The 22,434-nt window shown below is 69.7% G+C and carries 25 protein-coding genes and 2 pseudogenes; 16 read left to right on the top strand and 11 right to left on the bottom strand.

What is annotated here, in order from left to right:
* The first annotated feature begins 3 nt into the window (after positions 1 to 3).
* The 3 genes from ACFYO0_RS05050 to ligD all read left to right on the top strand — a co-directional run bounded on the left by ACFYO0_RS05050 (position 4) and on the right by ligD (position 3,180).
* Entirely contained in the window at positions 4 to 1,434 is a 1,431-nt protein-coding gene (locus tag ACFYO0_RS05050) for an Nramp family divalent metal transporter (RefSeq protein WP_388670687.1), read from the top strand.
* Between the two features lie 84 nt (positions 1,435 to 1,518).
* Complete coding sequence (locus ACFYO0_RS05045; RefSeq protein ID WP_388670684.1) at positions 1,519 to 2,145, top strand: DNA polymerase ligase N-terminal domain-containing protein; 627 nt, start codon at positions 1,519 to 1,521, stop codon at positions 2,143 to 2,145.
* A 6-nt stretch (positions 2,146 to 2,151) separates the two neighbouring features.
* Entirely contained in the window at positions 2,152 to 3,180 is a 1,029-nt protein-coding gene (gene ligD, locus ACFYO0_RS05040; protein ID WP_388670681.1) for a non-homologous end-joining DNA ligase, read from the top strand.
* A gap of 19 nt (positions 3,181 to 3,199) precedes the next feature.
* Here the strand turns inward: ligD and ACFYO0_RS05035 are convergent, their stop codons facing one another.
* The 3 genes from ACFYO0_RS05035 to ACFYO0_RS05025 form a co-directional block, all read right to left on the bottom strand.
* A complete protein-coding gene (locus ACFYO0_RS05035) occupies positions 3,200 to 4,663 on the bottom strand; it encodes an aminotransferase class I/II-fold pyridoxal phosphate-dependent enzyme (protein WP_388670678.1) in 1,464 nt (487 codons plus the stop codon).
* 49 nt (positions 4,664 to 4,712) lie between these two features.
* Positions 4,713 to 4,913, bottom strand: coding sequence for a hypothetical protein (locus ACFYO0_RS05030; protein ID WP_388670675.1), 201 nt, complete (start codon positions 4,911 to 4,913; stop codon positions 4,713 to 4,715).
* A gap of 125 nt (positions 4,914 to 5,038) precedes the next feature.
* Positions 5,039 to 5,212 (bottom strand): CsbD family protein, encoded by a 174-nt coding sequence (locus ACFYO0_RS05025; RefSeq protein WP_388670672.1) that lies wholly within the window; start codon positions 5,210 to 5,212, stop codon positions 5,039 to 5,041.
* Between the two features lie 249 nt (positions 5,213 to 5,461).
* On the opposite strand from ACFYO0_RS05025, the gene ACFYO0_RS05020 reads away from it, so the two are divergent.
* Positions 5,462 to 5,785, top strand: a complete 324-nt coding sequence (locus tag ACFYO0_RS05020) for an ANTAR domain-containing protein (RefSeq protein WP_388670669.1) — start codon at positions 5,462 to 5,464, stop codon at positions 5,783 to 5,785.
* A 316-nt stretch (positions 5,786 to 6,101) separates the two neighbouring features.
* Here the strand turns inward: ACFYO0_RS05020 and ACFYO0_RS05015 are convergent, their stop codons facing one another.
* Positions 6,102 to 6,899, bottom strand: coding sequence for an RNA polymerase sigma factor SigF (locus ACFYO0_RS05015; protein WP_388670666.1), 798 nt, complete (start codon positions 6,897 to 6,899; stop codon positions 6,102 to 6,104).
* A 248-nt stretch (positions 6,900 to 7,147) separates the two neighbouring features.
* On the opposite strand from ACFYO0_RS05015, the gene ACFYO0_RS05010 reads away from it, so the two are divergent.
* The 3 genes from ACFYO0_RS05010 to ACFYO0_RS05000 all read left to right on the top strand — a co-directional run bounded on the left by ACFYO0_RS05010 (position 7,148) and on the right by ACFYO0_RS05000 (position 8,950).
* Positions 7,148 to 7,618 (top strand): DUF6479 family protein, encoded by a 471-nt coding sequence (locus ACFYO0_RS05010; RefSeq protein ID WP_388670663.1) that lies wholly within the window; start codon positions 7,148 to 7,150, stop codon positions 7,616 to 7,618.
* Between the two features lie 55 nt (positions 7,619 to 7,673).
* Positions 7,674 to 8,024 (top strand): hypothetical protein, encoded by a 351-nt coding sequence (locus tag ACFYO0_RS05005; protein WP_388670660.1) that lies wholly within the window; start codon positions 7,674 to 7,676, stop codon positions 8,022 to 8,024.
* Positions 8,025 to 8,323: 299 nt separating this feature from the next.
* Positions 8,324 to 8,950 carry an alpha-ketoglutarate-dependent dioxygenase AlkB gene (locus ACFYO0_RS05000; protein WP_388670657.1) on the top strand — a complete coding sequence of 209 codons (627 nt, stop codon included), beginning with the start codon at positions 8,324 to 8,326 and terminating at the stop codon, positions 8,948 to 8,950.
* 49 nt (positions 8,951 to 8,999) lie between these two features.
* Here ACFYO0_RS05000 and chvE read toward each other — a convergent pair whose 3' ends face one another.
* From chvE to ACFYO0_RS04985, 3 genes and pseudogenes are all read right to left on the bottom strand, one after another.
* On the bottom strand, positions 9,000 to 10,094 hold the full coding sequence (gene chvE, locus ACFYO0_RS04995; protein ID WP_388670654.1) for a multiple monosaccharide ABC transporter substrate-binding protein: 1,095 nt from the start codon (positions 10,092 to 10,094) through the stop codon (positions 9,000 to 9,002).
* Positions 10,095 to 10,457: 363 nt separating this feature from the next.
* A pseudogene (locus tag ACFYO0_RS04990) lies at positions 10,458 to 10,738 on the bottom strand (DUF4111 domain-containing protein).
* A 23-nt stretch (positions 10,739 to 10,761) separates the two neighbouring features.
* A pseudogene (locus tag ACFYO0_RS04985) lies at positions 10,762 to 11,762 on the bottom strand (amidohydrolase); the annotation flags it as partial.
* Positions 11,763 to 11,961: 199 nt separating this feature from the next.
* On the opposite strand from ACFYO0_RS04985, the gene ACFYO0_RS04980 reads away from it, so the two are divergent.
* The 4 genes from ACFYO0_RS04980 (at position 11,962) to ACFYO0_RS04965 (ending at position 15,826) form a co-directional block, all read left to right on the top strand.
* Positions 11,962 to 12,237, top strand: coding sequence for a DUF1232 domain-containing protein (locus ACFYO0_RS04980; RefSeq protein ID WP_388670652.1), 276 nt, complete (start codon positions 11,962 to 11,964; stop codon positions 12,235 to 12,237).
* Between the two features lie 60 nt (positions 12,238 to 12,297).
* Positions 12,298 to 13,047 (top strand): MBL fold metallo-hydrolase, encoded by a 750-nt coding sequence (locus tag ACFYO0_RS04975; RefSeq protein ID WP_388670887.1) that lies wholly within the window; start codon positions 12,298 to 12,300, stop codon positions 13,045 to 13,047.
* 102 nt (positions 13,048 to 13,149) lie between these two features.
* A complete protein-coding gene (locus ACFYO0_RS04970) occupies positions 13,150 to 14,655 on the top strand; it encodes a CAP domain-containing protein (RefSeq protein ID WP_388670649.1) in 1,506 nt (501 codons plus the stop codon).
* 175 nt (positions 14,656 to 14,830) lie between these two features.
* Positions 14,831 to 15,826: a cation diffusion facilitator family transporter gene (locus ACFYO0_RS04965; RefSeq protein ID WP_388670646.1), complete on the top strand. Its 996-nt coding sequence runs from the start codon at positions 14,831 to 14,833 to the stop codon at positions 15,824 to 15,826.
* A 33-nt stretch (positions 15,827 to 15,859) separates the two neighbouring features.
* Here ACFYO0_RS04965 and ACFYO0_RS04960 read toward each other — a convergent pair whose 3' ends face one another.
* Positions 15,860 to 16,132: a hypothetical protein gene (locus ACFYO0_RS04960; protein WP_388670643.1), complete on the bottom strand. Its 273-nt coding sequence runs from the start codon at positions 16,130 to 16,132 to the stop codon at positions 15,860 to 15,862.
* On the opposite strand from ACFYO0_RS04960, the gene ACFYO0_RS04955 reads away from it, so the two are divergent.
* A complete protein-coding gene (locus ACFYO0_RS04955; RefSeq protein WP_388670640.1) occupies positions 16,107 to 16,349 on the top strand; it encodes a hypothetical protein in 243 nt (80 codons plus the stop codon). The genes ACFYO0_RS04960 and ACFYO0_RS04955 overlap by 26 nt on opposite strands.
* A 121-nt stretch (positions 16,350 to 16,470) precedes the next feature.
* Complete coding sequence (locus ACFYO0_RS04950) at positions 16,471 to 16,887, top strand: helix-turn-helix domain-containing protein (RefSeq protein ID WP_388670637.1); 417 nt, start codon at positions 16,471 to 16,473, stop codon at positions 16,885 to 16,887.
* Between the two features lie 20 nt (positions 16,888 to 16,907).
* Here ACFYO0_RS04950 and ACFYO0_RS04945 read toward each other — a convergent pair whose 3' ends face one another.
* The 3 genes from ACFYO0_RS04945 to ACFYO0_RS04935 all read right to left on the bottom strand — a co-directional run bounded on the left by ACFYO0_RS04945 (position 16,908) and on the right by ACFYO0_RS04935 (position 19,039).
* Positions 16,908 to 17,513, bottom strand: coding sequence for a ClpP family protease (locus ACFYO0_RS04945; RefSeq protein WP_388670634.1), 606 nt, complete (start codon positions 17,511 to 17,513; stop codon positions 16,908 to 16,910).
* 1 nt (position 17,514) lies between these two features.
* The gene (locus ACFYO0_RS04940) at positions 17,515 to 18,186 is read right to left on the bottom strand and encodes a ClpP family protease (RefSeq protein WP_388670632.1); all 672 of its coding nucleotides are present in this window, start codon (positions 18,184 to 18,186) and stop codon (positions 17,515 to 17,517) included.
* Between the two features lie 154 nt (positions 18,187 to 18,340).
* Positions 18,341 to 19,039, bottom strand: coding sequence for a GntR family transcriptional regulator (locus tag ACFYO0_RS04935; RefSeq protein WP_388670629.1), 699 nt, complete (start codon positions 19,037 to 19,039; stop codon positions 18,341 to 18,343).
* Between the two features lie 283 nt (positions 19,040 to 19,322).
* Here ACFYO0_RS04935 and ACFYO0_RS04930 point away from each other — a divergent pair, with 283 nt between their 5' ends.
* From ACFYO0_RS04930 to ACFYO0_RS04920, 3 genes are read left to right on the top strand one after another with little or no spacing between them, the layout of a single operon-like run.
* The gene (locus tag ACFYO0_RS04930) at positions 19,323 to 20,669 is read left to right on the top strand and encodes an ABC transporter substrate-binding protein (RefSeq protein ID WP_388670626.1); all 1,347 of its coding nucleotides are present in this window, start codon (positions 19,323 to 19,325) and stop codon (positions 20,667 to 20,669) included.
* The gene (locus tag ACFYO0_RS04925) at positions 20,659 to 21,558 is read left to right on the top strand and encodes a carbohydrate ABC transporter permease (protein ID WP_388670623.1); all 900 of its coding nucleotides are present in this window, start codon (positions 20,659 to 20,661) and stop codon (positions 21,556 to 21,558) included. The genes ACFYO0_RS04930 and ACFYO0_RS04925 overlap by 11 nt, the downstream gene beginning before the upstream one ends.
* Positions 21,555 to 22,394 (top strand): carbohydrate ABC transporter permease, encoded by an 840-nt coding sequence (locus tag ACFYO0_RS04920; protein ID WP_388670620.1) that lies wholly within the window; start codon positions 21,555 to 21,557, stop codon positions 22,392 to 22,394. The genes ACFYO0_RS04925 and ACFYO0_RS04920 overlap by 4 nt, the downstream gene beginning before the upstream one ends.
* Positions 22,395 to 22,434: the final 40 nt, after the last annotated feature.

Below are 22,434 nucleotides of genomic sequence, written 5' to 3'. Positions count from 1 at the left end.
GCCATGCCGAAAACCACCACGCCGACGGCACCCGCGGCCCCACCGACCGAACCCGACCCGTACGCCCTTCGCGCGGAGGATGTCCGCGAGGCGCCCGGCACCTTCACCGGGCGGCTGCGCCATCTCGGCCCCGGTTTTGTCCTGTCGGCCGCCGTGGTCGGCTCGGGCGAACTCATCGTGACCACCTCGCTCGGCGCCGAAGCCGGGTTCGTACTGCTGTGGCTGGTCGTCATCAGCACCGCGGTGAAGGTGTGGGTGCAGATGGAGCTGGCCCGCTGGACGATCCTCAACGGCCGTACGGCGCTGGAGGGTTATCGCGATGTCGGCCCCCGCATCGGCCGGCTGGGCTGGATCAACTGGCTCTGGATCGGCATGGACTTCGCCAAGATGTTCCAGCGGGGCGGCATCATCGGCGGTACGGCGGCGGCCTGTTCGGTGATGTGGCCGGTCACCGGGGAGGCACTGAGCTATCGTTCGCTGGCCGTCTGGACGGTCGTCGTCACCGCGCTGGCCATGCTCCTGCTGCGTACGGGCCGGTACAGCGTGGTGGAGCGGGTGTGCTTCGCCTCCGTCGTCGTCTTCACCCTCGCCACCGTGGCGCTGGCGCTCGGCTTGCCGATGACCGAATTCGGTTACGGGGCAGGCGAGTTGGGCGAGGGCTTCAGCTTCCTCATCCCGGCGGGGACGGCCGGGGTGGCGCTGGCCATGTTCGGGATCACCGGTGTCGGCGCCGACGAGATGACGACGTACACCTACTGGTGCATCGAGAAGGGCTACGCCCGCTGGACGGGTCCGGACGACGGGAGCGAGGAGCGGGCGCGGCGGGCCGAGGGGTGGCTGAAGGTGATGCGCATGGACGTCGCCGCCGGCTGGCTGGTCTGCACGCTGTGCACGCTGTCCTTCTACGTGATCGGCGCGGCCGTGCTGCATCCGCAGGGCCTGGTCCCCGAGGGCAACTCGATGATCACCACGCTGTCCCGGATCTACACGGACACGATGGGCCCTTGGGCCGAGTACCTGTTCCTGATCGGCGCGTTCGCCGTCCTGTTCTCGACGCTGGTCGGGTCGACCGCCAGCGTGCCGCGACTGTGGACCAACACACTCGGTCTGCTCGGTGTCATCGACTGGCACGACGTCCGCGTACGGCGGCGCACGATCCAGATCCTGACGTGCTGCCTGCCGCCGGTCTGGGCGTCGTTCTTCCTCTGGGTGCAGTCGCCCGTGCTGATGGTGCAGATCGGCGGCATCGGCGGCGGGGTCTTCCTGCTCGCCGTGGTGATCGCTGTCTGGCGGCTGCGGTCCACCGGCGTCGACAAGCGCTTCCGCGCCAACCCGTGGTTGACGGCGGCGCTCGCCGTCAGCAGCGCGGCGATCGTGTTCCTCGGCGTCTACGGCGTACTGGACGTCTTCGGCATCAGCCTCGCGGGGTCCTGAGTCGGCGGGGTGCCTGCGGGGTACCCGTGAGCTGCGAGACGGTGCCGGCCCGCTGGAGCCGCGGGCCGGGGGAAGGAGCCGGATGTGGCTGAGAAGGACCGGCTGCGGACCTACCGCGGCAAGCGCCACTTCGACCGGACCAAGGAGCCGCAGGGCGCCGAGGAGCGTCGCGGCCGGGACGTGTCCGACGCGTCCTCGGACGAAGGACGGCATTTCGTGGTGCAGATCCATGACGCGAGCACCATGCACTTCGACTTCCGGCTGCAGGTGGACGACGTACTGAAGTCCTGGTCCGTCCCGAAGGGTCCGTCGGCCGACCCGCAGGACAAGCGGCTCGCGATGCCCACGGAGGATCATCCGCTGGAGTACGAGGAGTTCGAGGGTGTGATCGCCGAGGGTGAGTACGGCGGCGGAACGGTCATCGTCTGGGACCGCGGTACGTACCGGCCCATGAGCCATGACCGGCGGGGTCGGTCCGTGCCCTTCGACGAGGCGCTGGAGCGAGGTCATGCCAGGTTCTGGCTCGACGGCTCGAAGCTGCACGGCGGATACGCGCTCACCCGCTTCCGTGGCGGTGAGCGCGAGGCGTGGCTGCTGGTGAAGACGGACGACGAGCGGGCCCGGCCCGGTGACCCCGGTACGCCCGATCCGCGTCGGGCCCGGTCGGTGCGCAGCGGGCGCACCCTGCGGCAGGTCGCCCGGGAGGAGTGAGCGGCGATGACCGACACCACCGACCTCCTGGGCACGCTGTCCCCCGACGAGAGCCGGCGGCTGCGCGCGGCACGCCCCGGCGTGGAACTGGCCGACCGGCCGATGCTCGCCACGCTGAGCGACCGGCGTGACTTCCCCGGCGGGTGGATCTTCGAGCGGAAGCTGGACGGCGTCCGTGTGCTGGCGGTCCGCGAGAGCGGGCGGGTGCTGCTGCTCTCCCGCACGGGCAGGCGGCTCAATGACACGTACCCGGAGATCGTCGCGGCGCTCGAGGAGCAGTCGTGCACGGACTTCACGGTGGACGGCGAGATCGTCGCGTTCGCGCACGGCCGCACCGACTTCGCCCGGCTCCAGCAGCGGATGGGGCTCACCCGGCGGCGGGAGATCGAGGCGAGCGGTGTCGCCGTGACGTACTACCTCTTCGATCTGCTGCGGCTGGACGGCGCCGACACCACACAACTGCCGTTGCGTACCCGCAAGTCGCTGCTGCGCCGCGCCCTGACGTTCCGCAACCCGCTGCGGATGAGCGCGCATCGCAACGCGGGCGGCACCGAGTTGCTGGCCGAGGCCTGCGCCCACGGATGGGAGGGGCTGATCGCGAAACGGGCCGACAGCCGTTACCAGCCGCGCCGTTCGACGGACTGGCTCAAGCTGAAGTGCTCCCAGGGCCAGGAGTTCGTCGTCGCCGGATTCACCGAACCGGCCGGCAGCCGTGTCGGGCTCGGTGCGCTGCTGCTCGGCTACTACGACGGGGACAGGTTGCGGTACGCGGGCAAGGTGGGCACGGGATTCGACCATCGCACCCTGGTCGCCCTCCGCGACCGCCTGGACGAACTCCGCACCTCGGCCTCGCCTTTCGCCGACCGGGTGCGGGAGCCGCGTACCCACTGGGCGAAGCCGGAGCTGGTCGCGCAGATCGAGTTCACCGAATGGACGCGGGACGGCATGCTGCGGCATCCGCGGTTCCTCGGGCTGCGCAACGACAAGACCGCACGTGACGTCGTCCGCGAGCGGCTCACGGCACAACTCCGCTGACAGCTCACTTGATGACAGCTCACTTGATGACGCGGATCGTGGCCAGCTCCGGGTCCGAGGCGTCCGGGAGATTCATGCCTCCCCGCAGGCCCGTTCGCAGGTAGCGCAGGACGGGCTCGGTGAGCCGTTCCCCAGGCAGGACGGCCGGGATGCCGGGCGGGTACGGCGTGATCATTTCCGCCGCGACACGGCCGGCCGCCCGCTCCGGGCGCACGGCTTCCGAAGGGCGGAAGTACGCGTCGCGGGGCCGGCAGGCCTGGTCGAGCCGCATGTCCTCCCCGCTCGGTACGTCGATGTCCGGCATCCCGGCCGCCAGATCGCCGGCATGCTCGGCGAGGTCGCGCAGGGCGCCGATCAGCGGCTGGGTGGTGGCGGCCGAGTCGGCGTGGGTGAGCTGGGCGTTGATGCGCCGGTGGTCCGCGAGGTGTACGTCGATGTGGTGCTCGGTGCGCAGCCAGTCGGCCGCACGGTAGCCGCTCGTACCGAGTCCGCTGACGTCGATGACCATGGGCAGCGGATCGAAGTCCACGGAGAGGCCGGGGCCCACGAGGTCGTCGCGACCGAGGACGTGCAGGCCGGGGATCTCGTCGATGGCACGGCGGACGTCCGCGGCGAGTCGCAGCGCATCGTCCAGGAGGTCCTTGCCGTGAAGGACCATCTGGCGGCGCCAGGCGTCGAGTCCCGCATAGATGAGGACCGACGGGCTGGTGGTGCCGAACAGGTCGGCGCGCGACTGGAGGGTGTTCGTCTCGATCAGGGAGCCCTGAAGGTGGTAGACGGAGCCCTGCTCCAGTCCGCTGCCCATCTTGTGGATGCTCGTCACGCAGACGTCCGCACCGGCGTCCATCGCCCAGGACGGCAGGTCCGGGTGGAAGGGCAGATGAGCGCCCCAGGCCTCGTCGACGATGAGAGGCAGGCCGCGTGCGTGGAAGATGTCTGCGATGTCCTCCAGAGGGGCGCATGCGCCGTACGGGGTGGGGCTGGTGACGAGGGCGCCGCGCGCGTCCGGGTGGCGGCTGAGCACCTCCTCGAAGGCCTCCGGGCCGGGTGCGTGCGCGAAGCGTTGCTTCTCGTCCCATCGGGGATCGACCCAGACCGGTTCGATGCCGGAGAGGATCAGTCCGGAGATCACCGACTTGTGCGCGTCGCGTCCCACGATGAGCTTGTCGCTCGGGCCCGCTAAGGCGAGCATGGCCGCCTTGACGGACAGGGAGCTGCCGCAGGTGGTGAAGTACGTGTGCTCGGCGTGCACCGCGTCCGCCATCAGCCGCTCCGCGCGCAGCAGCACATCACCTCTCGTACGCCGGTCGTCGAGGCCCCCGGACGCCAAGAGGTCGGTGTGGTAGACGGCGTCACCGAGGATCGCCCGGGCCTGAGGGTCGGCGCCTCGTGCCTGCTTGTGGCCGGGCGGGGTGAAGGCGAGTTCGCCGCGTTCGTGATGACGCCGCAGGGCCTCGAGTACGGGGGCTTGCGTGTGGTCCACGGTGGCCGGCCTCCCTTCGGCAGTGACTGCGGGTGTGGGAGCGCACCAGTCAGTCGGAGCCGTCCACCTCGGTGGCTTCGCGGTTCGCTCGGGTGCTCGGCGTGATGGGGTCACCGGGCCCGCGGTCCCGTCCCTCGGTGGTGTCCGTGTCGTCCTCGTGCCCCTGCTCCTTGACTTCCTCCAGGACCTCTTCGGTCGCGGTGCGGGGCTCCTTCTCGCGCCCGGCCGGGCGCCGCGTGATCTTGCGCATACGCGGCGGGTACCCGGTACGCCGCTGGGCAGTCCGGTGGAGAACCGTCGCGCAAAAACGCCTCCGGCGACCGCACGGGCGAGCCCGATACGGCCGCCGGATTTCATCGCACCGGCAAGCCGGGCCTACCGGCCGGTCCTCTTCGCGCGGTCGGCGGCCTTCTGGGCGGCTTCCTGCGTCTGGCCCGACATCTGTTCGGCCCGGCCCTCGACCTCCTGGGTCCTGTCGCCCGTGGCCTTGCCGGCGGCCTCCTTCATCTTGCCCTTCATCTGCTTGGCCTTGCCCTTTGCCTTAGCCATGGTGATCCGTCCTTTGTGGGGAGTTGGACTGGCGTATCCACCCTGCGCCCCGGCCTTCACCTTCGCAATTCGTGACTCTCTCGACACAGTGAGTGAGCAAATGCGTATCGCCGCCGCCCGCGCTGGCACACGGCCCGGCAAGTGGCGACGATGGAGTAACACGTCAGCGCTCCGACCCCGGAGGGGACGATGACCTCACACACCCGTTCGGGAGCTGTCGAGCCGGCCGGTGGCCCACAGGAGGCGACCGTGCCTGACGAAACGGCCCGGATCGTCGCGTTGCAGGAAGAGGTCGGCCAGCTGAAGGAAGCCGTGACCTCGCATGCGGTCGTGGACCAGGCGATCGGCATGATGGTCGCGCTGGGGCGGGTGACACCCGAGCAGGGCTGGGCCGTTCTTCGGGAAGTTTCCCAGCACACGAACATCAAACTGCGGAATGTGGCGGAGCTGATCATCATCTGGGGACAGAAAGGCGATCTCCCGCCCGATATTCGAGCCACGCTGGAAGACACGCTCGATCGTTACGGGCCGACACAGATTCCGGGCGGACCACCACTTGGGGAATCGCTGTAATCGCCTTCGCTCATCACCTCCGACAATGGCCCCGCCGGGCCCGTCGGGTATTCTTCGACATTCCCCAACAGGTACCCCAACAGGGCAGAGCCACCGTTTTGTTCGGACGGATCCGAAGCGTTTCGGATCCGTCCACGTGGTTAGTTCGGACAGCGGCGGCTCTCTGGCAAACCGCTCCCGGGAGGGTTCGGCAGTGAGCTCGCCGCTCGGTCGCCCGGCCCGGGAACCACCGGCGCCGGGCGACCGGGTTTGTCCGCTGCGGGACACCGGCCGCGGACACGACCGCGGGCCGGACATCCGCCGGCCCTGTCGGCCATCAGGAGGCCTTCTCGGAAAGGGCCTTCTCCCTCAGTTCGGCGCAGCAGGCGCTGAGCAGCCGGGACACGTGCATCTGCGAGATGCCGAGCTGGTTCGCGATGCGGCTTTGGGTCATACCTCCGAAGAAGCGCAGGTAGAGGATGGTGCGTTCGCGTTCGGGGAGTTCCTGCAGACAGGGCTTCACGGCCTCGCGGTCGACGACCAGATCGAACCCGGAGTCGGGCTCTCCGAGGACGTCTCCCAGAGCGTAGCCGTCGTCGCTGCCCGGCAGTTCGGCGTCCAGCGAGAGGGCGGTGAAGCTGTCGAGAGCTTCGAGACCGATTCGTACGTCGTCCTCGCTCATCCGCGCGTACTCGGCGATCTCGGCGACGGTGGGCTGACGGCCGGACGACGTCTGCGAGAGGTCCTTCGCGGCCGTACGGACCCGGTTGCGCAGGTCCTGGACCCGGCGCGGCACGTGCAGGACCCACATGTGGTCCCGGAAATGGCGCTTGATCTCGCCGGTGATCGTCGGGATCGCGTAACTCTCGAAGGCGCAGCCACGGTCCGGGTCGTAACGGGCGACCGCCTTGACGAGGCCGAGTGCCGCGACCTGACAAAGGTCCTCGACCGACTCACCGCGCCCCCGGTACTGGGCGGCAATGCGGTCGGCCATGGGCAGCCAGGCTCGGACGATCTCGTCACGCAGGGCGCCACGCTCGGGCCCCTCGGGCAGAGCGGCAAGCTTTTCGAAGGCCGCGGCCGTGTCGGGGGCGTCATCGTGCGGGTGTTGCTTCGATCTGACGGTGACTCGCATGGTGCGTCGCATCTCCCTCAGAAGGTGCCGAGACAGTCACCATGGGAGAAGGCGCACACGAACCGCTCGGAACACACCCGCGATCTGGCGGACCAGCTCCCACGGACGTGCCTCCTGTCCGAAGCACTATCACACTCTTTGCCCCATATTCACTTACCCAAACGCAGACATTTAGCCCGATGGCCAGAACTCGGCCGATCCGGCGGCAGGGAATGGTGTGACGTCGAGCGATCGACCGGTTCCGAAACGTGACGAGCCCGGCGAAGTACCCGGAATTCGCGGCCCGGGAAATGCAGAACCGGGGGCCGCAGGCCCCCGTTTCGGTCGCCAGTGCCGGGTACTCGCGGGAGATGGACATCGTCACGACACGACTGGCTGTCGGCTCCGCGGTGATGGGCGGAGTGGTGCCGTTCCTGGTGGGGCTCGTGATCGTCGGCGCCCTGATCTGGGCCGTCTGGCGTGGTCGCCGGATCCGCGCCCGCGAGCCCGCACCGCCGCGCCCCGAGGACCAGCCCAGGCCGCCCGACTCCGGCCCTGTGCACGAGGTGCGCGAGCGGCGCGAGCCCGCCGAGGTGCCGCGCGGCCGTCACCGGACCACCCCGCATCGGCTGCGGGGACACGGCAACCTCCGTACCCGCCGCGCCGCGGACCAGGAGGCGCCGAAGTGGGACGAGAACTCCAGCGGAGGCTTCGGCAGCGGCGGCCCCGGCCGGACCTGATCCCTCGACGCACGGGCGCGCCGCCTGCCAGGAAGGAACGGGAAGGAACACGCACATGAGTCACACCGACCGCGACACCCTGCCCCTGCCCGACTACGACCACCTGCCGCTGGGCGGTGTGCGGACCCGCATAAGGGCACTGTCCACAGACCAGGTCGAGCAGATACTGGCGTACGAGCGCGCACACGCCGACCGTACGCCGGTGGTGGAGGTGATCAAGGCTCGGCTGGCCGAGCTCGCCTCCGGGGCGGAACCCACGGGTGGTGACCCCACGGCCGTACGCCCCGAGCAGTCCCCGCGGCGCGCGGGCCGGACGGTGTCGCCCGCCACCGCCGCGGAGGCGACCCACCCGCCGCCCCACGGGACTCCGGACCAGCGCGGCAGGCCGAAGGGCAACCAGACCTGAGTCGCGGCTTCAGCCCCGAGCCTCGGGTCGGACCTCCGGGCTGAGGCCGCACAGCGTGGGTGCTCTTCTCGCGCTGGCTTCAGCGGCGGTCGTCGTGGTGCTGTCCGGCCTATGGTGGCATTGGCTGTATCCGGCCATTCCGACGGTCCTCGGGCTCGTGGTGCTGCACGAGAAGGTCAGCCGCAGGCAGCTGGTCGGCCTGGTGAGCGCGGGCACCGCGATCGTCCTGCTGACCTTGGAACTGACAGGACCCAGCCCGGTACCGTACAGACATTCGAATACGGGCGTAACCTGGACCCATGTCCACCCACCTCCAGGGCTCGCTCTTCGACCAGACCGACGACATCCACCTCGGCCCCCTGGACGGGCTGCGCAGGACCCGGCTTGGCGACGGTGCCTGGATCGATCTGTTGCCGGGCTGGCTGAGCGGCGCCGACGCGCTGTTCGCGCAGCTCGCCGCCGAGGTGCCCTGGCGGGCCGAGAGGCGGCAGATGTACGAGCACACGGTGGATGTCCCGCGCCTGCTCGCCTCCTACGGCGCCGGCGACGTACTGCCGCACCCCGTCCTGGACCAAGCGCGGGACGCCCTTTCCTCGTACTACGCCGAGGAGTTGGGAGAGCCCTTCACCACCGCCGGGCTCTGCTACTACCGGGACGGCAGGGACAGCGTGGCTTGGCACGGGGACCGGACGGGCCGCGGCGCGCGCGAGGACACGATGGTCGCCATCCTCTCCGTGGGCGCGCCGCGCGATCTGCTCCTGCGGCCCCGGCGCGGCGGCAGCACCGTACGCCGCCCGCTGGGCCACGGGGATCTGATCGTGATGGGCGGCTCCTGCCAGCGCACCTGGGAGCACGCGATCCCCAAGACAACGCGGGCGGCCGGGCCCCGGATCAGCATCCAGTTCCGGCCGCACGGCGTGCACTGACCGGGCCCTCAGGTCGGGCCCTCAGGTTCGGGCCCTCAGGTTCGGGGCCTCAGCGGAGGTCGCTCTCCTTGAGGTAGTCCCCGCCGATGAGCACCCTCTTGTAATTCTCCTTGTCGATGCTCACGGGTTCCAGCAGGTAGGCGGGCACGACCTTCTCGCCGTTGTCGTAGGTGCTCTTGTCGTTGATCGCCGGACGCTTGCCGTGGACTACCGCGTTGACCATGTACGAGGTGATGAGCGCGAGTTCACGGGTGTCCTTGTAGACGGTCTGCGTCTGCTCACCGGCGATGATCGACTTCACCGAGGGAATCTCGGCGTCCTGTCCCGTGATGATGGGCAGGCGTCTGTCTCCATCGCCGTAGCCGTGTGACTTCAGGGCTTTGATGATTCCGATGGACATGCCGTCGTACGGGGAGAGGACCGCGTCGACGCGCTCGTTCGCGTAGTGGGAGTCGAGCAGTTCGTTCATGCGCTTCTCGGCCCTGACGCCGTCCCAGCGCAGGGTCGTGACATCGTCCATCTTCGTCTGCCCGGATTTCACGACGAGTTCGCCGCTGTCGATGTAGGGCTTCAGAACCTTCATCGCGCCGTTGAAGAAGAAGCCGGTGTTGTTGTCGTCGGCCGAGCCGGCGAACAGCTCGATGTTGAACGGGCCCTTGGCGCTGCCGTTGACCAGCCCCAGCTGCTCGATGAGGAAGTCGCCCTGGAGCTCGCCGACCTGCTCGTTGTCGAAGGTGGCGTAGTAGTCGACGTCGGAGCTGCCCAGGATCAGGCGGTCGTACGAGATCACGGGAATCTTCGCGGACTTCGCCTTGCGCAGCACATCCGTGAGCGAGCGTCCGTCGACCGCCGCGATGACCAGGGCGTCCACACCGTCGTCGATCATGGTCTGCACCTGCTCGACCTGGGCATTCGGGTCGTTCTCGGCGTACTTCAGCGTGGCGCCGTAGCCGAAGCCCTTCACCTGGTCGACCATGCTCTGGCCGTCGCTGATCCACCGCGGAGAATCCGTGGTGGGCATCGCTATGCCGACGGTTTCGTCTCCTGAACTGCCCACGTCGCCACTCTCACCGCAGGCGGCGAGGGACAGGGACAGGGCTGCGGACAGGGCCGCGGCTACGGTGATGCGGACGCGCATGGTCATCTTCCTCGTAAAGTGACAAGTCACCGCACCGGACAGGTTCGTACGGTACGTCCGGTGGGTGCACCAGGTGAACCGGCACCCGGGAGCGGGGAGCTCTCGGGGTCGGCTGGACTCACCGGGTCCCGGTGAGGCGGTACGACAGCAGACCGTTCGGTATGTGTCTCGGAGCGGCTTTCCGTTGAACCCGCACACGAGCAGGCCGGGGGTGACCGGCCCCCACGCGCACGGACTCGAACGTGGGGTTCCGGGAGCGTATACCGCCGGAGACGCTCTGTGGTCGACTTTCGTCACTTTCGTTGCGGCAGCGCACGACCAGTGACCAAGCATGCAACAGAACGCGTCGCACTCCGAACGCGAACCGGCCTACAACTGGCGTACCTGCGCGTTCAGTTGAGCAACAAAGTGATCGGCGAGCGCACGGACCTGTGACAACAGTCCGTCCCAGGACTCTTTCTCGTCCCCGAGATAGATCGACCGCGCACGGGCCAGTACGGACCGGTGTCGGTCAGACAGGCGGTCGAGGGCCCGGTCAGCCGCCGCATCCTTGGACGTGATCGTCCCGGTCTCCAGCGTCGTCCAGATACGGCGAGTGTCAACAGGACGTTACGGGTGTCCGACTCCAGCTCGGCGAGCAACTCCGGCACACCTGCGACGATCGCCCGCCGCAGGTCTGACGTCCGCCGTAGGTGATCTGCCAGGGGTGGGTGTGCGTGTCCCACAGCCCCGGGACGACGCTGTGGTCCGAGGCGTCGATGTGCCTGAGCGCGCCGCGCCGGCGGTGCGGTTCGACGGCGGCGACGCGTCCGCGGCGTACCACGATGTCGACGTCGTCCCGTACGGATTCGCCTGCGCCGTCCCACAGTTGACCCGCGTGCACCACCGTGTCGGCGGGTGCCGGCCTGCGCTGATCGAGCGGTGCGCGGACCGTCCGCGCCGGGCCGCCGTCGATGTCGATCAGCCGCAGCCGGGCACCCGACAGGTACAGCAGCGTCTTGGAGTCACCGGACCAGGACGGGTGATCGGCCGGTTCGGTGGTGAGGGTGCGCAGGGTGCCGCGCGGAGTGCCGTCGGGCGCGACGGGCAGCAGACAGAGCGCGGATTCGACGATCACCGCCATCCAGCGCCCGTCGGGCGACCAGACGGGCCCGGAGTCGTACCGGTCGGCGAGGGAGACATGGGGGGCGACGGAGCGCAGGCGGTCGGTGCCGGCGGTGGTGTCGACGACCCGGATGAGGTTGCAGCCCTCGCGGAAGCGGAGGCTGAGGCGGTGCGGTCGCAGAGCGCGACGTATCGCCCGTCGGGCGACCAACTGGGCCGGCCGGGCAGCCCGCCCGCGCCCAGCGGGGTCACGAGCACGTGTTCCGTGCCGGACTCCAGGTCACGGACGACGAGCTGCCCGGTCATGTCGAGGCAGGCGAGCCGCGTGCCGTCGGGCGACAGCGCCGGGTGGACCCGGCCACCGGTCGCGAGCGCGGTCTCCTGTCCGGTGGCCAGATCGCGCCGGTACAACCCGAGCAGTCCGTCGCGGTCGTCGGCGTACAGCAGGGAGCGCCCGTCGCGCGCCCACACGGGTCCGAGGAGATAGCGGGTGGCTTCCGACCGGCGCAGCCGCTCCGGCGCCCGGCCCCCCCCCGAACTGTCGGCAAGCCACAGGGAATTGAGGGCGGCGATGCAGTCGGTGGCGGCCGATGCCGTAGCCTTCGTCGCACCCCAAGTGTTCGCTGGTTCTCTCCAGGTGATCAATCGACAGCACAGGGTAGGAACGAGGCGGGCGGCGCTCCGGGCTCACCACGCCGCGTGGCGAGCCACCGAACCGGGAAAGGTGAACGGGGAGAGGTGCACTCCGGGACGAGCCGAGGCAGGACAGATGGACACCAGTACGTGGGTTGTGGTCCTCCTGGTCGCCGCCCTGCTGGCCGCGGTCCTCGCGGTGGCGGTCGCGTTCCTCGTACGGCTGGTCCGGACCCGGCGCGCGCTCCGTCGCGCGGGGCTCCCGACGGGCTCGCCCTGGGTCTTCTGGGGCGCCGTCGCCTACGTCGTCCTGCCCACCGACCTCCTGCCCGACCCGGTGTACCTCGACGACATCGGCGTACTGCTCCTGGCCCTGAGGTCACTGCGCGCTTCCACCGAACCGCAGCGCTGACGCCGCCGCCCATCTGCTTGGCTGGGTCCGGCGGTCAGGGACCTCGAGGTCGGGATGATGATGCAGGCACGCATGAGCCAAGTCGCCGAAGGTGTCCATCTGGTGCACGGCAGCAACACCAACTGGGTGATCCTCACCGAGGGCGACGCCGTCACCCTGGTCGACACCGGCTATCGCGGAGACCGCGAGAAAGTCCTCGAATCGCTGTCGGCCGTGGGCTCTTCACCCCGGGCGGTCGCGGCCGTGCTCATCACGCACGCACACAACGACCATCTCGGCTCGGCCGAATATCTCAGCCGTACGTACGGCACGCCGGTCTACGCCCACGAGGCCGAAGTCCCGCACGCGCGCCGGGACTTCCTCCACCAGGTGACCATCGGCGAGATCCTCGAGAACGGCTGGCGCCCGGGCGTCCTGCCCTGGGCAGTGCACGCGTTGCGCTCCGGCGGCACGACGCCCGTGCCGGTGACGAGCCCTCAGCCGTTTCCTGCCACCGCCCGCCCTCTGGACCTGCCCGGCCGCCCCGTCCCTGTCCACACCCCCGGACACACGGAGGGCCACAGCGCCTTTCACCTGCCGGAAGCGGGGATCGTGATCTCCGGCGACGCCCTGGTCAGCGCCCATCCCACCTCGCGCGTCAACGGCCCGCAGTTGCTGCCCGTCATGTTCGACCATGACCGGCGCGGGGCGCTCGCCTCGCTGGACACGTTCGAGGCGCTGTCCGGTGACGTACTGCTGCCCGGGCACGGGCCGGTTCACCGGGGTTCTGTGCGCGAGGCGGCGCAGTGCGCCCGGGAGCTGGCGTCCTGACGTCACAGGCCGGGGAACCCCCGTTCACCGGTGAGACGTTGTCCGGGCAACGCCCCTCGGGGCGCGTAGAGCGGATTCAGCACCTCGACAGGCGGCGGCACGATGAGCGAGTTGGTTCCTGGAGGCAATCTGGCCCTGCCGGGTGGCGCCCTGACGCTGCAGGTGCCGGGGCCGTTCGACGTGTCCGCGTTGATCACCGATGACAGCGGCAAGGTGCGCGGAGATGGCGACTTCGTGTTCTACAACCAGCCGATCGCGCCCGGTGCGCGCCTCACCGGCGAGACGCTCAGCGTCGACCCGCCCGCGCTGCGGCCGGGGGCGAGCCGTGTCACCGTGGTCGTCTCTCCCGCCGATCCTGGCACTCCGCTGGGCCGGCTGCCCGCGCCGAGCCTGCGCGTGACCGGGCCGGGCGGCCGTGTTCTCGCCCGGTTCACCCCGCCGCGGCCCCAGCACGAGACCGTGCTGCTGCTCGCTGAGATCTACCGCCGGGGCACGGCGTGGAAGATCCGTGCACTGGGGCAGGGGTACGCCGACGGACTGGCAGGCATCGCACGGGACTTCGGCGTGGAGGTCAGCGAGGGTGCCGACGCCCACGCCGTCGGAGGCGCGGTTCCGGGCGGCTCTGAGGTTCCGGGTGGCTCCCCTGCCTCGGGCTCCAGGGGCGCGGGTATGGCGACGGCCTTGAGCGTCGCACGTGCCGGGCTCGACCGGCTGCGCGACGCCGGGCGCACAGCAACCGGACGCCCGGGCCCTGCCCCGGTACCGGCACCGGCACCGGCACCGAGCGCTGGTATCGCACCTCCCGCCCCGGCCGGAGTCCCCCGTGCCGCAGACCCCGACGGCCTTCTCGGCCTGGTCAACTCCGCGCGCGCCGCCGCCGGTTCACCATCCGTCTCCCGCGACGCCCGGCTCGAAGCCGCGGCCCGGGCCCACGCCGCCGGCATGGCCGCGCAGGGGCGTCTCGGCTCCGAGGGCGCGGACGGGCTCTCCGTGTACCAGCGCGTCACCGCGGGCGGATACGCGTATCTCACGGTCGGCGAACACCTGGTCTCCGGCCCGCGCACCCCGGCCGAGTTCGTGGACTACTGCCTGTCGGGCGAGCAGTCCCGCGGCACGCTCCACGACCCGGCGTTCACCGAGACCGGCGTGGCGTACGTCCCGGACAGCCGCTCCGGCACGCTCTACTGGACGGCGCTGTGGGCCCGGCCCCTCACCCCCGGCGGGCTTGCGCGGACGGCCGCCGACGTCATCGCGCTCACCAACGCCGAGCGTGCCTCGGCCGGACTGCCGCCCCTCGCCCCCGACCCTCTGCTCACCGCGGCGGCGCAGGCGCACAGCGCGGACATGGTGGCCCGCGCCTTCTACTCCCACACCTCTCCCGACGGGAGCGAACCCTGGCACCGGGCCGCCGCCGCGGGCAGCACCCGTCGCACCATCGGCGAGAACATCGCCTGCGGCCAGCGCTCCCCCGCCGAGGTCGTACGAGGCTGGATGAACAGCCCCGGCCACCGCGCCAACATCCTCAAGCCGGCCTTCACCCACATGGGCGTCGGCTTCGCGGGCGGCGGCGCGGCGGGCACGTACTGGACGCAGCTCTTCGGCGCCTGACCGCGGGCCCCCCGGCGGCCTTCGCAGGACCCGGGCAGCCTCTCGGCGCCGGAAGCATCGACACTGGTCAGAGGCCTGTTAACGATGATGACAACGGTCACCGATGCAGCCTTTGCCGATCTCCGCAAGGTGCGCTTCACTGCGTGAGTCAGCCATTGAATCGAGGGGGCAGCACATGACCAGCGCGCACCACGCACACGAGCCGGGCGGGCACGCCGGGCACGCGTACGGTGTGGCCGCGCACGCGGACCGCCGCTGGCTCGCGATCGCGCTGACACTGATCGCCTCGTTCATGGCCATCGAGGTCGTCATCGGCATCATCGCCCAGTCCCTCGCCCTGATCTCGGACGCGGCGCACATGCTCACGGACGCCGTGTCCATCGTGCTGGCGCTGATCGCGATGCGGCTGGCCGCGCGCCCGGCCCGCGGCGGTTTCACCTACGGCCTCAAGCGGGCCGAGATCCTCTCCGCGCAGGCCAACGGGCTCACGCTGCTGCTGCTCGGCGCCTGGCTGGCGTACGAGGCTGTGCTGCGGCTGATCGATCCGCCCGAGGTGGAGGGCGGGCTGGTGCTCGGCACGGCGCTCGCCGGGATCGCGGTGAACATCGCGGCGGCCTGGTGCATCTCGAAAGCCAACCGCACCTCGCTCAATGTCGAGGGCGCCTACCAGCACATCCTCAACGACCTGTTCGCCTTCATCGGCACCGCGGTCGCCGGTCTGATCGTGCTGCTCACCGGGTTCGCACGGGCCGACGCCATCGCGACCCTGGTCGTGGTGGCCCTCATGGTCAGGGCGGGCTACGGACTGGTCCGCGAGTCCGGGCGGATCTTCCTGGAAGCGGCTCCCGCGCACCTCGATCCGGACACCATCGGGGACCGGCTCGTCGCGCACAGCACGGTGACCGAGGTGCACGACCTGCATGTGTGGACCATCACCTCGGGGCAGCCCGCCCTGTCCGCGCACGTCCTGGTCGACCCCGGCGCGGACTGTCACACGGTACGCCGGGACCTCGAGAGGACGCTCCACACCGACTACGGGATCAGCCACACCACGCTGCAAGTCGACCACGCGCCCGCGGACCTCCTCGAAGTCCGCGCCGACGCCTTCGACGACGCCCACTGCGAGACACCGCACGGCCCGGTCCACCGCGACGAGCCGCACCCCCACTGACCGGGCCCACCGACCGGGCTACGGCGCGGCCGATTACCCGCTGGTACCCCTCAACTTCCGCAGTTCCCCGCCGACATCGGCGCGCAGCTTCTTCAGGAGTGCGGGCTGCGCGCCGATCGCCCATCTCGGGCCCACGAGGTACGTACCGCCGTACACGGCGGCGGCATCCAGCCAGGTCTCCTTGAACTTCTCCTGCGGGAACGTGGTGACCGTCCAGTCGCCGCGCGCGGTCCGGCACACTCCTTCGCGCAGTTGATCCGCCTCGATGCGGATCTCCGGCTTGCAGTCGGTCAGCGACGCGATCACCTCGACCTTCGCCGGCGCCGGCGGCCGGGAGACCGTACTCGGGCTCGCCTTGCTCGCCGGTTCCGCCGACTCGGCCGAACACCCCACCAACAAGGTGCTCAACAAGGCCGCCGCGACGGTGCACAGGGGGCGGAGGCGGGATCTCGTCACGGTGGTTTCCTTCCTGGACATGGGTGTGGACATGGACCGTTGTGCCAGGAGGTACGAGCAGTGGTGACGGGACGTTCAACTCGGGCTGATCTTGCCGGGAGTTGACTTGTCCTGCCGGGATCCCGTGATTCGCCGAGGGCAGAACGCGATCCCCTTCCCGCCACGCGTCACGCTTCTAGGCTGGAGCGGTGAGCAGCCACGCGCCCGAAGAAGCCCGCGTCATTCCCCTGCGACCGCGACCGGTACCGGCGGAGCCGACGGATCCTGCTGTACCCGCCGAACCGGTGCCCAAGGAGCCGCTGTGGCGGGACGTCGTGGGTGACGTCCTGCGACGCGAACGGCTCGCTCAGGAACGTACGCTCAAGGACGTCGCCGACGCGGCCCGGATCTCGATGCCGTATCTCTCCGAGCTGGAGCGGGGCCGCAAGGAGGCCTCGTCCGAGGTCCTCGCGGCCGCCGCCCACGCGCTCGGACTCGGCCTCGCCGACCTGCTGGCCCTCGCCCACAGCCGACTCGTCCGCCCCGCCCGGCCACTCAGGTCCCGCACCGCGCCCCGCTCCACCGAGGTGCAGTCGCGGTTCGGCGGTGTACGTCTCGCCGCTTGAGCCCGAGCGGACCGGCCCCGTTACGCCTCTGCCGGCACCCGTCGGCTGAGTACCTGGTCGGCGAGGCCGTACGCCACTGCCTCCTGCGCGGTGAACACCTTGTCGCGGTCCATGTCGGCGCGCAGGCTCTCCACGGAGTGATGGGTGTGCAGGGACAGCACCTCCTCGACCTGGGATCGGATGCGCATCATCTCCTTGGCCTGAATGCTGAGGTCGGCGGCCGTTCCCCGGGCGCCTCCGCTCGCGGGCTGGCCGAGCAGCACCCGGGCGTGCTCCAGCACGAACCGCCGTCCGGCGTCTCCACCGGCCAGGAGCACCGCCGCTGTCGAGGCGGCCTGGCCGACGCAGCACGTCGAGATGGGCGCGTTGACGTAGCGCATCGTGTCGTAGATCGCCATCAGCGAAGTGGATGAGCCGCCGGGCGAGTTGATGTAGACGGAGATCTCCTGCTCGGGAGCCGACGACTCCAGGTGGAGCAGCTGGGCGATGACGACGTTGGCTACGCCGTCATCGATCTCGGTGCCGAGGAAGATGATCCGCTCGGCCAGCAGCCGGCTGTAGATGTCGTACGCGCGCTCCCCCTGCGGGGTGCGTTCGACGACGTTGGGGATCGTGTACTGGCTCATGTCAGAGTCCCATCCGTCGCTTCGAGGTGGCCGGGCGGACGTCGTCCAGGGACTCGACGACGCGGTCGACCATTCCGTACGCCTGTGCCTGCTCGGCCGTGAACCAGCGGTCCCGGTCGCCGTCGCGGGCGATCGTCTCCTCACTCTGGCCGGTGTGCTCGGCGGTGATCCGCTCGACGGTCTTCTTGGTGAACTCGAGGTTCTCCGCCTGGATCTGGATGTCGGCGGTGCTGCCGCCGATGCCGCCCGAGGGCTGGTGCATCATGATCCGCGCGTTCGGCAGCGCGTAGCGCTTGCCGGGCGTCCCAACGGTGAGCAGGAACTGGCCCATGCTCGCGGCGAAGCCCATGGCGAGGGTGGCGACGTCATTCGGGATCAGCCGCATCGTGTCGTAGATCGCCAGACCCGCGCTCACGGAGCCGCCCGGGCTGTTGATGTACAGGCTGATGTCGGTTCGCGGGTCCTCGGCGGACAGCACGAGCAGTTGGGCGCAGACCCGGTTCGCGGAGACCTCGTCGACCTGCGTGCCGAGGAACACGATGCGCTGGCCCAGGAGTTGGGCGGCCAGGTGGTCGTCGAACCGTGACGGAGGTGTGTCGCCCTCCTCGGCTCGGGGTGTCAGGGCCGGGGCCCAGCCGGTCGCCGGGGACCGGCCGCTGCTGAGTGGTGCCATCGCTCCTCCTTGTGGTGGCTGGTGGTGGCGCGGCCCGATCGCCGCGGTGTTTCCACCCTCGGCCCGGCGGAGGCCTGGTGTAAGGGATCTCGGCCCGCAGCAGATTCGCCGACAGCAGAGCGTGCGGTGCCGGTCAACTGCCGGACGGTTCCTGCTATTTGGCGACCACGAGCGAGAACTCGTACAGATCACCGCGGCACAGCGACTCGCCGTACTCCACGACATGACCCATGTCGTCGAACGCCGTGCGCCGTACGAGGAGGGCGGCGGAGCCCTCCTTGACGCCGAGCAGCCCGGCTTGACGGCCCGTCACGTTCACCGCACGGATCTGCTGGGTCGCCCGCACCACTCGTACACCATGGGTGATCTGCAGGGCTTCCGACAGCGAGCCCGTGAGCAGTGACTCGTCCAGGTCCGGGAAACGCTCGGCGGAGAGGTAGACCGTCTCCAGGCAGATGGGGAAGTCGTCGCCGAGGCGCAGCCGTTCGATGCGGTGGAGGGTCGTGCCGGGGTCGACGCCCAGGGCGGTGGCGTGGTGCAGGTCGGCCTCCAGTCGCTGAGCGGCGAGCAGTTCGGCGCTGGGCCGGTAGCCGCGTGAGCGGAGGTCCTCCGAGAACGAGGTGAGCGTCGAGGTCTTGGTGATCCTGGGGTGGGCGACGAAGGTCCCCACGCCCCGCACGCTGCGGATGAGGCCGTCTTCGCGCAGCGCCTGGAGCGCACGCCGGGCGGTCGCTCTGCTGATGTTGTACCTCTGGGCGAGCTGCCGTTCGGTGGGCAGCGCCTCGTCGGGCCGCATCTTGGAGATGTCGGCCTCAAGCCGCTGTCGCAGCGCCTCGTGCTTGTAGGAGTCCATCTCCACGTCCAGGGTGCTGGGCTGCCTGGTACTCCGGCGCCAGTGGTGCGTACGTACCGCCAGTGGTACGTACCACAGGGGCCCCCAGGCTAAGTCGGTCGTTCCAGGCGGTCAACGAACTGACATGTTCTGACGGCGATCCCGGCGGCAATCCCATCGGGGGGTCTGGGCAGCCGCATGCCCCTTTGGTACGGTCCACAGCCACGTCAGCGACTCCCCAGCCAGCGCCTCCGAAGGGGGCTGACGCACCGGTCCGCCCCGACGAGACCACGCAAGGAGGCCGATGATGAAGAACAGGCGGCGCTTACGTCGCCGTATCGCCCGGGCGGCCTGCGCCCTCGCCCTCGTGCTGCCGCTCGCCGCCTGCGACGCCCTGACACCCGGGAGCACGTCCGCGGTTACGGGGCCCCGCAGCGTCCCGTCCTCAACCGCCGTGCCGGAGGGGGACGTCACCCTGCGCGTCCAGTTCGCCGATGCCCCGCTGATGGTGGATGCGCTGATCGCCGCGTTCGAGAAGGGCCACCCCGGGATCAGCGTGGAGCCGCAGTACAAGACGTTCTCCGACTACGTGCAGAACCTCAAGCTCACCATGACCTCCGACTCCGCCCCAGACATCGCGCAGTACGCGGTCGCGATGACCGACCTCGCTCAGGACGGTCACATCCTCGACCTGGCGCCGTACCGGGAGGCGTACGGCTGGGACAAGGCCATTCCTCCGGTCAGCCTCGACCAGCTCACCGCGGGGCTCAGAAGCGAAGCCACCGGCGGGCGCGCACTGTTCGGGGTCCCGGCCGGTTTGTCGATGACCGGCATCTACTACAACAAGGAACTCGCCGAGAAGGCCGGGATCGACGGTCCGCCCAGGACGCTGGCGGAGTTCGAGGACCAACTCGCCGCAGCGAAGGACGCGGACCTGACGCCCCTCGGTGTCGGCGGCCTGGACACCGGCGGCCTGCACCTGTGGGCCGCTCTCCTCAACCAGACCATGCCCACGGACGATTACTGGGACTGGGTCAACGGCACCAGGGACGCCACCATCGAGAACGAGGCCGGGATCACCGCCAGCGAGCTCGTCGTCGAGTGGGGCCGCAAGGGGTACTACAACGAGTCCGCCAACGGCACGGCTCAGGTCGACTCCACCGCCCAATTCGCCAAGGGCGACAGCGTCTTCCTGATCAACGGCAACTGGGCGGCCGGACAGCTGGCGACCACCATGGGAGACAACGTCGGCTTCTTCCCGATGCCGGGCGAGCAGACCACCGATCCCACGGTGGCCTCCGGCTTCAGCGTCGCCTACGCCGTGTCGTCCCGGACCGAACACCCCGAGGCGGCAGGCGCGTTCCTCGACTTCCTGACCTCGCCGGAGGCCGGCCAGATCATCAGCGACAACGGTTTCCTGCCGCCCAACCCCGAGGCCGTTGCGAAGCCGGAAGGCGTGCTCGCCGACGTCGCGGAGGGCCATCGGCGGGCCGTCGACGACGACGGGATCACGACGTTCCCCGACTTCGCCGCGCCCGCCATGCTCGACCGGCTGCGTTCCGGGGTGCAGAAGCTCATCGCGGATCGTGTCGAGCCCGCGGACTACCTCGACTCTCTTCAGGACGAGTGGGAGGAACATCATGCCGAGTAGGCCGCCGGTCCGGCCTCCGGGCGCCCGTGGGCGCAGTCCGTGGCGCGGCTATGTGTACGTGCTGCCCGCATTCCTCGTCTACGTCGCCTTCGCGGTGCTGCCCGCCCTGCACACGGCGTACCTGTCGCTGTTCGAGTGGGACGGCGTGACGCTGGGCGAGTGGGTCGGCCTCGGCAACTACCAGGAGATTCTCCAGGACTCCGTACTGCGCCGGTCCGTGTTCAACGCCCTGGTGCTCGTGGTGTTCTTCTCCTTCGTGCCCATCGTGCTCGGCCTGGCGATGACCGGGCTGCTGGCCCGATACCGGCGGCCCGGCATGGGGGTGTACCGCTTCCTTTTCATGCTGCCGCAGGTCATCCCCCTCGTCGCGGTGGGCGTCACCTGGCGCTGGCTGTACGGGGACGACGGGCTGGTGAACCAGGCGTTCGGCGCGGTCGGCCTGGACGGTGTGACACGGGCGTGGCTGGGTGACTTCGACGCCGCGCTGATCGCGGTGGGCCTGGTCGGCACCTGGGTGCTGAGCGGACTGTGCATGATGCTCTTCCTCAGCGGGGTGCAGAAGGTGGACCCCAGCCTGTACGAGGCGGCCCGGATCGACGGAGCGGGCTCGGTCCGGGAGTTCGTGTCCGTCACCTTGCCGCATCTGCGCGGCGAGCTGGCCGTGGCCATGACCGTGACGACGGTGGCCGCGCTGGCCAGCTTCGACATCGTGTACGTGACGACGAACGGCGGCCCTGGCGAGCAGACGACCGTTCCCGGTCTCCTCGTGTACCGGTTGGCGTTCTCCGAGGGCAAGGTCGGGCTGGCCGCGGCTCTGGCCGTCGTCCTCGGCTGTCTGATCCTTGCGATCGTCTACCTCATCAACCGTCTGTCGAGGACGGAGACATGACCGGAGACATGACCACCGCCAAGCGTTCGGAACGCTGGTCCGGCTACGGGCTCCTCACGGTCATGGCGATCGCCGTCGTGCTCCCGTTCCTCAGTGTCTTCCTCGCCTCCGTGCAGCCAGCGGGCACACCGGTGGTGGGCCTGACCTGGCCGGAGCAGTGGAGCTGGGGCAACTACGAGCAGGCGTGGTCGGTGGCCGCGTTCTCCGACCTCATCCGGCACAGCCTCATCATCGCCGTGGGTGTGGTACCCGCCACCCTGGTTCTCGCCGCGCTGGCGGGCTACGCGCTCGGCACCATGCGGCTCCCGGGCGGCAACGCGGTCGCGGCCTTCTTCATCGCCGGCCTCACCATCCCGGTCGAACTGATCGTGGTCCCGCTCTACTTCGACCTGCGGGGCCTCGGCCTGACCAACTCGTTCCTCGGCGTGATCCTGGTGGAGATCGCGCTGTTCATGCCGTTCAGCGTGTTCTGGATGCGCACCCACTTCCAGTCCACTCCGGAGTCGCTGGTGGAGGCGGCGCGGATCGACGGCGCCTCATCGGCCACGATCCTGCTGCGGATCCTGCTTCCTCTGGCCCGGCCCTCCCTGACGACCCTCGGCCTGCTCGTCTTCATGTGGTCGTGGAAGCAGTTCCTGTTGGTCCTGGTCCTCATCCAGGACACGACCAGGCACACCGCCCCCGCCGGCCTCGGTTTCTTCGTCGGCCAGAACACCACGGACATCCCGACGCTGGCCGCGGGCACGATCATCGTGATGCTGCCGATCCTGATCCTCTTCGTGATCTTCCAGCGCAGCTTCATCGCGGGCCTGCTCCAGGGAGCGATGAAGGGTTGACGAAGCAGGCGGAAAGGAGACAGACGGCCGGGCCGCCCGG

This window comes from Streptomyces sp. NPDC006365 (genome assembly GCF_042870755.1).
In the GTDB taxonomy this organism is placed as follows: Bacteria; Actinomycetota; Actinomycetes; order Streptomycetales; family Streptomycetaceae; genus Streptomyces; species Streptomyces xiangluensis.
This window is presented reverse-complemented; position numbering and strand designations above follow the sequence as displayed.